7 protein-coding genes and 1 pseudogene are annotated in these 11,925 nt (G+C 57.2%); 7 read left to right on the forward strand and 1 reads right to left on the reverse strand.

Annotated elements, in window-relative coordinates; translation table 11 throughout:
- Position 1 precedes the first annotated feature (1 nt).
- The 7 genes and pseudogenes from GQY55_RS17210 (at position 2) to GQY55_RS17240 (ending at position 10,976) form a co-directional block, all read left to right on the forward strand.
- Positions 2-985: an ABC transporter permease gene (locus GQY55_RS17210; RefSeq protein ID WP_373309219.1), complete on the forward strand. Its 984-nt coding sequence runs from the start codon at positions 2-4 to the stop codon at positions 983-985.
- 69 nt (positions 986-1,054) lie between these two features.
- On the forward strand, positions 1,055-1,963 hold the full coding sequence (locus GQY55_RS17215) for a carbohydrate ABC transporter permease (RefSeq protein WP_236575679.1): 909 nt from the start codon (positions 1,055-1,057) through the stop codon (positions 1,961-1,963).
- A gap of 108 nt (positions 1,964-2,071) precedes the next feature.
- Entirely contained in the window at positions 2,072-3,793 is a 1,722-nt protein-coding gene (locus GQY55_RS17220) for an ABC transporter substrate-binding protein (protein ID WP_236575680.1), read from the forward strand.
- Between the two features lie 106 nt (positions 3,794-3,899).
- A complete protein-coding gene (gene yicI / locus GQY55_RS17225) occupies positions 3,900-6,224 on the forward strand; it encodes an alpha-xylosidase (RefSeq protein WP_160043113.1) in 2,325 nt (774 codons plus the stop codon).
- 162 nt (positions 6,225-6,386) lie between these two features.
- Entirely contained in the window at positions 6,387-8,759 is a 2,373-nt protein-coding gene (locus tag GQY55_RS17230) for a glycoside hydrolase family 95 protein (RefSeq protein WP_160043114.1), read from the forward strand.
- 13 nt (positions 8,760-8,772) lie between these two features.
- A pseudogene (locus GQY55_RS17235) lies at positions 8,773-8,922 on the forward strand (family 1 glycosylhydrolase); the annotation flags it as partial.
- A 23-nt stretch (positions 8,923-8,945) separates the two neighbouring features.
- Complete coding sequence (locus GQY55_RS17240) at positions 8,946-10,976, forward strand: beta-galactosidase (RefSeq protein WP_160043116.1); 2,031 nt, start codon at positions 8,946-8,948, stop codon at positions 10,974-10,976.
- A 191-nt stretch (positions 10,977-11,167) separates the two neighbouring features.
- Here GQY55_RS17240 and GQY55_RS17245 read toward each other — a convergent pair whose 3' ends face one another.
- A complete protein-coding gene (locus tag GQY55_RS17245; protein ID WP_160043117.1) occupies positions 11,168-11,839 on the reverse strand; it encodes a response regulator in 672 nt (223 codons plus the stop codon).
- Between the last annotated feature and the right edge of the window lie 86 nt (positions 11,840-11,925).

The raw sequence follows: 11,925 nt of genomic DNA on the forward strand, positions 1-11,925 counted from the left end.
ATTGAGAGCGGCAGCCAACATAACAGACAGCGCTCCGGTTCGCGGGGGTAAGCCCGGCAAGAGGCCGGCGTCCCGAAAACGTTTTTGGAAAACGTTCCGAAACCAGAAGTATTTGTATCTGATGTCGATTCCGTTCGTCATTTGGGTGTTCGTGTTCAGCTATCTCCCGTTATGGGGATGGACGATGGCATTTCAAAAATATAAGCCGGCGCGAAGCTTTTTCGAGCAGGAATGGGTGGGATTCGAACATTTCAAGACGCTTTTCCACGACGAACAGTTTCTTTTGTCCCTGCGCAATACGCTGGCGATGAGCACCATGGGGCTGATTGCGGGTTTCGTGTTCCCGATTTTGTTCGCCATTTTGCTGAACGAGGTGCGCCTCAGCGTATTCAAACGTTTTGCCCAAACGATTTCGTATTTGCCCCATTTCGTGTCGTGGGTCGTGGCGGCGGGGATCGTCACCAAAATGCTGTCCACCGACAACGGACTGGTCAACGATGTGCTGCTGGGACTCGGGCTCATTCACGAACCGATCCAGTTTATGGCGAAGGGGCATCTGTTCTGGGGGATCGTGACCTTGTCGGACGTGTGGAAGGAAACCGGGTGGAACGCCATTATTTATTTGGCCGCCATCGCGGGCATCGGTCCCGAGCTGTACGAAGCGGCGCGAGTGGACGGGGCAAGCCGTTTCCGCCAAATATGGCATATTACGCTGCCGGGAATCCGGCCGACCATTATCGTACTCCTCATCATGTCCGTCGGCAACCTGCTGAACATCGGCTTCGAGAAGCAGTTCCTGCTCGGCAACAACCTGGTGACGGATTATTCGCAGGTGCTTGACCTGTATTCGCTGAAATACGGACTTGGCATGGCCCGTTATTCCTTCGGTACGGCGATCAACATTTTCAACTCGGTTATCAGCGTCGTGCTGTTGTTCACCATTAACGGCATTTTCAAGCGCACGACGAAAGAAAGCCTGTTATAGGATGCTGGGGACGGCCCTTACATACGGCTTCTTGCAAGCGACAACATTTTGGGAAAGGGGGAAACGATCGTGGGGAATACAGCATTTGCGCGCGGCAAATCTTGGTCCGACCGGATTTTTGATACGGTGGTATATGTGTTGGTGCTGTTCGTCGTCGTGGTGACCGTTTATCCGTTCCTGAACGTGCTCGCCATCTCGCTGAACGATTCCAGCGACAGCGTGCGCGGCGGCATTACCGTTTTTCCCCGAAAGTTCACTTGGGATAATTATACGAAAATATTCACGTTCAGCGGATTGGTCACGGGTTTTAAAATATCGGCGCTCCGCACCGTGATCGGCACGCTGCTTGGGCTGATCAGCGCATCGATGATTGCGTTTTCGATCAGCCGCCAGGATTTTCAAGGACGGAAATTCGTGTCCACGTGTCTCGCATTGACGATGTACGTATCCGGAGGACTTATTCCGACGTACATGCTGATGAAGGATTTGGGCCTCATGAACACGTTTGCGGTTTATATTTTGCCGGGTGTCGTAAGCGCTTTTAATGTTTTCGTCATGCGATCCTTTATCGACGGCATCCCGTATGCGCTGCAGGAATCGGCCAAGCTTGACGGGGCCAACGATTTTACGATTTACTGGCGGGTGATCCTGCCGCTGACCAAGCCGGCTTTGGCGACGATCTCGCTATTTTTGGCGGTGGGACAATGGAATGCCTGGTTCGATACATACCTGTACAATGGTTCCAGCGAGTCGCTGACGACGCTTCAGTATGAGCTGATGAAAGTGCTGCAGAGCACGACGGCGGGCAGCGGCGGCGATTACCGGACGAACGTGGTGGCAACCGCAGTCAATCAGGTGTCGCCGGAGTCGATCAAAATGGCCATCACCATTATCGTCACCGTGCCGATTTTGCTGGTGTATCCGTTCCTGCAAAAGTATTTTGTCAAAGGCATGACGCTCGGCGCGGTCAAAAGCTGACCCTTTGACGGTCCGAAACGGTATGATCAGGGGCGCTTAGCGGCTCCCTTGTTGTACAGATAGATCAGTTTGGAAGATCCATTCGAATCCATCAGGAGGGGTGCAAGTATGGCAAGCAACAGAAAGAGAAAAACGACAGCTTCGGTTTTGCTGCTCGTTTCCGCCTTGTTTGTCGGCATGTTGGCCGGATGCGGGGGGAATAACGGCAGCGACGCGGATGTAAAAACCGGCGGCTCCGGCAAGGAGGCGGCGACGGGCAGCGACAATTCGCCGATCACGTTCTCCTTTTTCAGCGCCGACCCGAGTCCGAACTGGACGGGGATGAAGGACGAAATCGGCAAAGTCCTTACGGAAAAAACCGGCGTGACCCTGGACGCGGAGTTCGCCGTCGGCGATCCGCAGCAGAAGGTGGCTTTGATCGCATCCAGCGGGCAATATCCCGACCTCATCAGCGCCAAAAACGATATCAGCAAGCTCGTCGACGCAGGCGCCATGCTGGATCTGACCGATCTCATCGACAAGTATGCTCCAAACATTAAAAAAGTGCTTGGCGATTCCTTGAAACGCGCCCGTTACAGCGATGAAGACCATGCCATCTACGCCATTCCGACTTATGCGGGGGTAGGGCAGCAGTACTTCCAGGCCGGCGGCGGCTTCGAACTCCAGCACCGGGCGGTCGCCGAAGCGGGATATCCGGAAATACGGACGGTCCAGGATTATGAAAACGTGATCAAATCCTATATCGAAAAACATCCGACGGACGAAAACGGCAACAAAAACATCGGCCTGACGTTAAACGCCGACGACTGGTACATGTACATTACGGTCACGAACCCGGCTTTTTACACGACGGGCTCGCCGGACGACGGCGAATACGCGATCGACGTGGATACGCAAAAAGTTACGTACCATTTCCGGCGCCCCGTGGAAAAAGAATATTTCCGCTGGCTCAATCATATGAACGATATCGGGCTGCTTGATCCGGAAAGCTTCGTGCAAAAATACGACCAATACAAAGCAAAGATCGCAACCGGCCGCGTCATCGGCCTGATCGATCAGGACTGGGCTTACGGCGACGCTGAAAAGGCGCTGAAAGCGGCGGGCAAATTCGATCAGGGCTACGGCCATTATCCGGTGACTTTAACCAAGGAATACAAAGAAACATCGTTCTGGCCGACAGGTTATATGGCAGGCTACGGCATCGGCATCAGCAAAGACTGCAAAGACCCGGTCCGCGCGATCAAATTCCTCGATTACCTGGCTTCCGATGAAGGGCAAGTGCTGCTGAACTGGGGAATTGAAGGCAAACACTACAACGTCGAAAACGGCAAACGCGTCATTCCGAAGGAAATCAGCGACCGCAAGGTTAACGACGCAACCAACTTCACCAAGGAAACAGGCATTGGCCTCTACAACACGCTTGGCGTTCATTACGGCGACGGCGTAAAAGATTCGACCGGAAACTACTACACGACGAACTTCCCGGAGCAAATCCAGACCTCGTACAACGAGGTCGAAAAGAAAACGCTGGCCGCCTACAACGTCAAATCGTGGAGAGATCTGTTCCCGAAAGAAGACGAGTTTAAAGTCAAACCTTGGGGCGCGGCATGGAATATCAACATTCCGGGCGACAGCGAAATCGTCGTGCTGGACAACAAGCTGAAGGATATTACGTGGAAACGGATTCCCGAAGCGATTTTGGCCAAACCGGCCGATTTCGATAAAGTATGGGACGCGTACATGAAAGATATCGAAAAAGCGGGCGTCGAAAAAGCCGAAACGCTGCGCGAGGAGCTCGTGAAAAAACGCGTGAAGCTGTGGAATGAATAATACCGCCCGCTAGGGCATTTAAAGGGATGCAAAAAAATGAATGGCGGGAAGTTTTGGCTGGTCAAAGCCGGGGCTTCCCGCCTGTTACCTGAGGTGAGCTGAAAAGATGAAATTTAGCGACGGCAATTGGTTGACGCTGCCCGGCTTCGAAATTATGAGCCCGATTCAGGCTTATGACCCGAAAGCCCGGGAAAAAACGGTAAGCGTGTACGCTTCGCCCCGGGATTTGACGCCGCGCTGGGCGATGCTTGACTTGCCCATGCTGACGGTGGGCCTTTCTTCCCCGATGGAGGACGTCATTCGCGTGTCCGTTCACCATCACAAAGGCGGAGCGCCGCTGAAGCCCGAATTCCGAATCCATGAACAAGAGGACCACGAGGTTCAAACGGGGCTTGGCGATGAAGAGGTTTGGCTGCAAAGCGGGCGGCTCAAGGCAAGCATCCGCCGCAGCGGCGACTGGGGCATGTCCTTTTATCAGGAAGGCAAACGGATCACGGGGAGCGGACTTAAAGCGCTCGCCCACATTACGCGCGCGGACGGTCAAACCTTCATGCGCGAACAGCTTGATTTGGGCGTCGGCGAGCATATCTATGGACTTGGGGAACGGTTTACGCCGTTCGTCAAAAACGGACAATCGCTCGACATTTGGAACCGCGACGGCGGCACGGGCACGGAGCAGGCCTACAAAAACATTCCTTTTTATCTGTCGAGCAAAGGATACGGCGTGTTTGTCAACAATCCGGGTCTCGTTTCCTTCGAAGTGGGTTCCGAGAAGGTGTCGAAGGTGCAATTCAGCGTCGAAGGGGAAAAGCTGGAGTACTTCATCGTCGGCGGCGAAACGCTGCGGCATGTGCTGCAAAATTATACGGCGCTCACCGGGAAACCGGCGCTGCCTCCGGCCTGGACCTTCGGCTTGTGGCTGACCACCTCTTTTACGACCGATTACGACGAACAGACGGTCATGAGCTTCGTCGACGGCATGAAGGAGCGCGACCTTCCGCTGCATGTGTTCCACTTCGACTGCTTTTGGATGAAGCCGCTTCATTGGACGGATTTCGAATGGGACGAGGCGGTATTTCCTGACCCCGGCGGTATGCTTGGACGATTAAAGGAAAAAGGGCTAAAAATTTGCGTCTGGATCAACCCGTATATCAGCGAGCAGTCGCGTTTATTCGACGAAGGGGCCGAAAACGGTTATTTCCTGAAAAACAAGGACGGCGGCGTCTGGCAGTGGGACCGTTGGCAGCCGGGCATGGCGATCGTCGATTTCACGAATCCGAATGCGTGCCGCTGGTATGGCGATTATTTGCGCGAGCTTGTCGATATGGGCGTGGATTCGTTCAAGACGGACTTCGGCGAGCGGATTCCGACCGACGCGGTTTATTTTGACGGCTCCGACCCGCACCGGATGCATAACTATTACACCCAGCTTTACAACCAAACGGTGTTTGAAGTGCTGGAAGAAAAGCTCGGCAAAGGGGAAGCGGCTTTGTTCGCCCGGTCCGCGACGGCCGGGGGCCAGCAGTTCCCGGTCCACTGGGGCGGGGATTGCACGGCCAACTACGATTCGATGGCGGAAAGCCTGCGCGGAGGCCTTTCTTTGGGCCTGTCCGGCTTCGGCTTCTGGAGCCACGACATCGGCGGCTTCGAAAGCACGGCGCCGGCCGACGTCTATATGCGCTGGGCGGCGTTTGGCCTGCTGTCCAGCCACAGCCGCCTTCACGGCAACCAATCGTACCGCGTGCCGTGGTTGTTCGGGGAGGAAGCCGTAGAGGTGGTGCGATTTTTCACGAAGCTCAAATGCCGCCTGATGCCGTACCTGTTCGGCGCCGCGGTGGACGCTTCGGTCCTGGGGCTGCCGTTGATGCGGGCGATGGTGCTCGAGTTCCCGGAAGATCCGGGATGCCGTACGCTCGACCGGCAGTACATGCTGGGCGATTCGCTTTTGGTTGCGCCCGTTTTCAGCGAAGACGGACAAGTCGAGTTTTATTTGCCGCCGGGTACGTGGACTTCCTTCCTGACGGGAGAGAAGGTGCAGGGCGGCCGGTGGATGTCCGAACAGCACGGTTTCATGAGCCTGCCGCTCTACGTGCGTCCGGGCAGCATCATCCCGGTCGGCGCCGTGGACGATAAACCGGACTATGATTTTGCGGACGGCGTGGAGCTTCATATCTTTGCGCCGGAGGAAGGCAAGGAGATGCGGGTGACCGTTCCGGACCTGAAAGGGAAGCCCGCGCTGCAGGCAAAAGCGGTTTTGGCCGGCGGCGAACTTTCCGTGCGCGTCGAGGCAGCGGGCACTTCGGACTGGAAGGCCGTTTTACCGGGCGTGAGCCGGGTGGCGAGCGTGAAAGGCGGCCGGGCGGCGAGCACGGAGCGCGGAATGATCGTGGCGCCGGATGCCGGCGCCGCGGAACTGACGATTTATTTGTAAACCGGGGTGAACTGAAAGTGTGTAAATATTTTAGCTTGTAATATTATAGTGTGTAATATTTTGCGGAAAATGCATCTGAAGGAAGGAACCTCCCGCACACCTATGGAAAGCTCTTGGCAAGAGGGATGAGTTGAAAAAGGGTCTGGGAAGGGGACAACGCGAATGAGTCAAAACAGAAAAACATTATGGTACAAGAGGCCGGCCGAGGAGTGGACCGAAGCTTTGCCCATCGGAAGCGGGCGGCTGGGCGGCATGGTATTCGGAGGAGCCCGGGAAGAGCGGATTCAGCTGAACGAAGACACGCTTTGGTCGGGGTTCCCGCGGGATACGTTAAATTATGAAGCGCTCCGCCATCTGAATCTTGCCAAGGAATTGGCGGCTCAGGGAAGATACACCGAGGCCGAGGCGCTGATCGAAGGAAGCATGATCGGCCGCCGGAGCGAATCCTATCAGCCGCTTGGCGATTTGCATATCGCAACCCGCATCGAAGGAGAAATCCGAAACTACCGCCGGACGCTGGATTTGGAGGAGGCCGTGGTAGAGGCGGGATTTGAAGCTGATGGCGTAAAAATCGTCCGGGAGGTGCTCGCCAGCCATGCGGACGACGTGATCGCCGTTCATATCCGCGCCGAAAAGGCCGACGGAAGCGGCGAAGCGGCGCTGCCCGATATCGATGTCTGGCTGTCTTCGCCGCATCCGTGCCGGATCGAAGAGGATGGGGCGCTGGTATTAACCGGCCGCAGTCCGTCCCATGTCGCGGAAAATTACCGCGGCGACCATCCGCGTCCGGTTCTGTACGAGGATACGATGGGGCTTAGCTTCTCGGTGATGCTGACCGCGAAAACCCAAGGCGGCGAGGCGGAAACGGAGAACGGGCGCTTGGTTATCCGGCAGGCCGGGTCTGTATTGCTCCTGCTTACGGCGGCGACGGATTTCGCCGGATACGACGCTATGCCGGGCCGGGACGGGTTGCCGCCGGCTGCAACATGCTCGCGGATTTTGCGGGACGCACCGGCGAGGTATGAAGAGATTCGGAAGCGGCATGTGCAGGATTACCGCTCCTTGTTTGACCGCTGCGATTTGCTCCTCGGTACGGAGACCCCGGGGACGGAAGCGGGAGCAGCCGCGAACCTCCCTGCGGATGAACGGCTGACAGCCTATCGGGGCGGAGCGTCCGATCCCGAGCTGGAAAGCCTGCTCTTTCATTACGGGCGATATTTGATGATCGCCGGCTCCAGGCCCGGTACCCAGGCCCTGAACCTGCAAGGGATTTGGAATCCGCATCTTCAGCCGCCGTGGAACAGCAATTATACGACCAACATCAATACGGAAATGAACTATTGGCCGGCGGAAAGCTGCAGCCTGGGAGAATGCCACGAGCCCCTTTTCGACCTGATCCGCGAGCTCAGCGACAGCGGCGGGCGTACGGCCGCGGTCCACTACGGATGCCGCGGGTGGGCCGCGCATCATAACACCGATTTGTGGCGGATGTCGACGCCGTCGGCAGGCAGCGCCAAATGGGCGTTTTGGCCGATGGCCGGCGTCTGGCTGTCCAGGCATTTATGGGAGAGGTATGCGTTCCGGCCGGATCTTTCGTTTTTACGGGAAACGGCGTATCCGATCCTGAAAGGAGCCGCGCTGTTTTGCCTGGATTGGCTGGTGCAGCGTCCGGACGGCGCATGGACGACACCTTTATCGACGTCGCCGGAGAACGTTTTTCTGACGGCGGACGGCACGCCGTGCAGCATAGCGCAAGGCTCCGCCATGGATATGGCCTTGATCGACGAGCTGTTCGGCCACTGTATTCAGGCGTCGGCCATTTTGAACACGGATGCCGAGCTCCGCGACGAGCTGGCGGCACGGCGGGAACGGCTGGCCCATCCGGGCATCGGGCCCGACGGGCGGCTCAGGGAGTGGAGCGGGGATTTTGCCGAGCATGAACCGGGACACCGGCATGTTTCCCATTTGTACGGCTTGTATCCCGGGAATGCCATCCATCCGCGGCTGACGCCGGAGCTTGCCGAAGCCGCCTCGGCGACGCTTGAGGCGAGACTTGCGGCCGGCAGCGGCCATACCGGCTGGAGCGCAGCCTGGATGATCAATTTATTCGCCCGGCTGGGCGACGGGGAACGGGCTTACCGCAGCATCCGCCGGGTGTTGACCGATTCGACCCTGCCGAACCTGTTCGGCAACCATCCGCCGTTCCAGATCGACGGCAACTTTGGGTTTACGGCAGGGGTGGCGGAGATGCTGCTTCAAAGCCATGCCGATGGTCTGGAGTTGCTCCCGGCGCTGCCTGAAGCCTGGAGTTGCGGCAAGGTTAAAGGGCTGGCCGCCCGCGGCGGATTTACCGTCGCCATGGAATGGGCGGAAGGCCGGCTGACCCGGGCGAACATCACGTCTACGCATGGCCACGCCTGCCGGATTTTGAACGGGGACGTTTATGTCGTCCAGCGCCAAGACGGGACGTTGGTTTCGGCCGCGGAAGAATTTGCGACGCAGCCGGGCGAGATCTATACGATAACACCGATGTGAGAGAAGAAATGGCATGAGCATATTTCAATTTCCGCCTGATTTCCGCTGGGGGGCCGCGACGGCCTTCTATCAGATCGAAGGGGCGTACGACGAGGACGGGCGCAGGTTTTCGATCTGGGATATGTTTTCCCATACGCCGGGAAAGGTGAAAAACGGGGACAACCGAGTAAAGGGGGCGACCGAATTTTGATCCATCCGAAACTGCCTAAAATTTGGTATGGCGGAGACTATAATCCGGAGCAGTGGGGGCCGGAAGAGTGGAAGGAAGACCACCGGATGTTCAAGCTGGCCGGGATCGACGTCGTGACGATCAACGTTTTTTCCTGGGCGCTGAACCAGCCGGATGAACATACGTACGATTTCGCCTGGCTGGACGAAACGATGGACCGCCTGCATGCGGACGGCATCGGCGTCGTGCTGGCGACGAGCACGGCGGCGCATCCGGCATGGATGGCCAAGCGGCATCCGGACGTGACCCGGGTCGATTTTTACGGGCGGAAGCGCAGGTTCGGCGGGCGCCATAATTCCTGCCCGAACAGCCCGACGTACCGCAAATATTCCGGGCGGATCGCAAGCAGGCTGGCGGAGCGCTACAAGGATCATCCCGCGCTTCTGCTCTGGCATGTCTCGAACGAATACGGGGGTTACTGTTACTGCGAACGCTGCGAGGCGGCTTTTCGCGAATGGCTGCAAAACCGCTACCGAACGCTCGATGCCGTCAATCAAGCATGGAATACGCGCTTCTGGGGACATACGTTTTACGATTGGGACGACATCGTGCTTCCAAGCGGCCTCAGCGAAGAAGGGGAAGGCAACGTCAGCGCGTTTCAAGGCATTTCGCTTGATTATCGCCGGTTTATGTCGGACAGCCTGCTGGCCTGCTACAAAATCGAAGCGGAGGCGATCCGCGAGCACAGCAAGGACGTGCCGATTACGACCAACCTGATGGGAACGTACCCGGAGCTGAACTATTTCGATTGGGCCAAAGAGATGGATGTCATCTCCTGGGACAATTACCCGTCGCTTAACACGCCCGTCAGCGAAACGGCGATGGTGCATGATTTGATGCGCGGGCTGAAGGACGGGATGCCGTTCCTGTTGATGGAGCAGACGCCGAGCCAGCAGAACTGGCAGGCCTACAACTCGCTCAAAAGGCCCGGCGTCATGCGGCTGTGGAGCTATCAGGCGGTCGCCCGCGGCGCGGATACGGTCATGTTTTTCCAAATGCGGCGCTCGATCGGAGCTTGCGAGAAGTTCCATGGCGCGGTCATCGAACATGCGGGGCATGAGCATACGCGCGTGTTCCGCGAGGTTGCGGAGCTTGGCAAAGAGCTGCAACGGCTTGGAGACAGTCTACTTGACGCCCGCAGCGACGCGAAAGTCGCGATCCTTTATGATTGGGAAAACCGCTGGGCGGTCGAGCTTTCGAGCGGTCCGACGGTGGAACTGCAGTATGTGCGCGAAGTGCATAAATATTATGACGCCTTGTTCAAGCTCGGGATTCAGGCCGACATGATCAGCGTCGAAGCCGATTACAGCCGATACGACATCGTCATCGCGCCGGTCATGTATATGGTCAAACCGGGGGTTGCCAAAAAGCTGGAGGCCTTTACGGCGGCGGGCGGCACGTTCGTCACGACGTTTTTCAGCGGCATCGTCAATGAAAACGACCGCGTCACGACCGGCGGTTATCCGGGCGAGCTTCGTCCGCTGCTTGGCATCTGGGCGGAGGAAATCGATGCCCTTCCTGCGGGACAGTACAACCAGATCGTGATGAAAGAACCGTTTGGCGAGCTGGACGGCTCCTACGACTGCGAAATGCTGTTCGACCTGATCCATGCGGAGGGGGCCGAAGTGCTGGCGGAATACGGCTCGGATTTTTATCAAGGCATGCCTGCTTTGACCGTTCATGCTTACGGAAAAGGCAAGGCGTATTATGTAGCCACTAGCGCAGCACCGGGATTTTTGCGTCCGTTCCTCGCCAAGCTGTGCGCGGATCAAGGGGTCAAACCTCTGGTCGAGCGGCTGCCCGATGGGGTTGAAGCCGCAAGGCGCGTGAAGGAAGGCCGTTCCTTCCTCTTCCTGTTGAACCATAACGCGGACCTTGCGGCAGTCGACATCGGCAGCGGCAAGCGTCGGGATTTGCTGTCGGGACAAATACTGTCGGGAACCGTGGAACTGCCGGGACGCGGGGTATTGATATTGGAAGAAGTATAGATTCATTCAATCGAATGCTGGATCCACTTCCAATTTCCACCGCGGACGAGAAACCATTCAGGAAATTGGAGCGCAAGAGCGACGGGAGGAATGATCCGTATCCGTAGCGTCTCGCAACAGAAAAAATCGGGCCGCCCTCAAGATCCAAGATCTTTTGGGACGGCTTTTTTTTGGTTTTCCGGTGTGCGGCCCTAGTCTACCCAGCGGTTGCGGATGGCCAGCACGACCGCCTGCGTGCGGTCTTCCGCGCCGATTTTTTGCAAAATCCGATGCACATGGGTTTTGACGGTGCTTTCGCTGATATGGAGCCTCGCGGCAATGTCCTCGTTTTTCAGGCCGTAAGCCATCTCCTGAAGCACTTCCAGCTCGCGGTCGGTCAGCGGATCGGGCAGACCGGAAAGCGCGTCCTTTTTGCCCTGCGCCGCAGCGGACATCTGTAAGGCTTCCGAAATCATTTTGGCCGCGGCGGAGGTACGGTAAATCGCTTCTCCGCGGTGGGCCGCGCGAATCGAGTTCAGCAGTTCGTCCGGGTCGGCGTCTTTCAGCAAATACCCGACGGCGCCGGCGCGAATGCCCTCGTACACGTATTCCTCCAGGTCGAAGGTGGTCAGGATGATCACTTTCGCATCCGGCAGCAGCCGCTTCAACTCCCGGGTGGCTTCGATGCCGTCCTGTTCGGGCATTTGCACATCCATCAGCACGATGTCGGGGCATTCCTTCAGGGCGAGCGTGACGGCTTCATGGCCGTTGCCGGCTTCTCCGCACCATTCCATATCCTGTTGGACTTTGATGATGAACCCGAGTCCGTGGCGGATCAAAGGCTGGTCGTCGGCAATGATGACGCGGATCCGTTCGGTGGGCATGTTGGGCCACCTCTTTCTCGTTTCGCCTGTTTTAAGACAGCGAAGCGTTTATAGTATTTTGTACCATTCATCATGGTTCTCCTAGC

The organism is Paenibacillus sp. USDA918EY, assembly GCF_009870825.1.
GTDB classification, from domain to species: Bacteria; Bacillota; Bacilli; order Paenibacillales; family Paenibacillaceae; genus Paenibacillus_AQ; species Paenibacillus_AQ albilobatus.

Excerpts from the sequence above, each read along its gene's own strand:
- GQY55_RS17220 (WP_236575680.1), top strand. The coding sequence starts at position 2,072 with ATGGCAAGCAACAGAAAGAGAAAAACGACAGCTTCGGTTTTGCTGCTC.
- yicI (WP_160043113.1), top strand. The coding sequence starts at position 3,900 with ATGAAATTTAGCGACGGCAATTGGTTGACGCTGCCCGGCTTCGAAATT.
- GQY55_RS17230 (WP_160043114.1), top strand. The coding sequence starts at position 6,387 with ATGAGTCAAAACAGAAAAACATTATGGTACAAGAGGCCGGCCGAGGAG.
- GQY55_RS17245 (WP_160043117.1), bottom strand. The coding sequence starts at position 11,839 with ATGCCCACCGAACGGATCCGCGTCATCATTGCCGACGACCAGCCTTTG.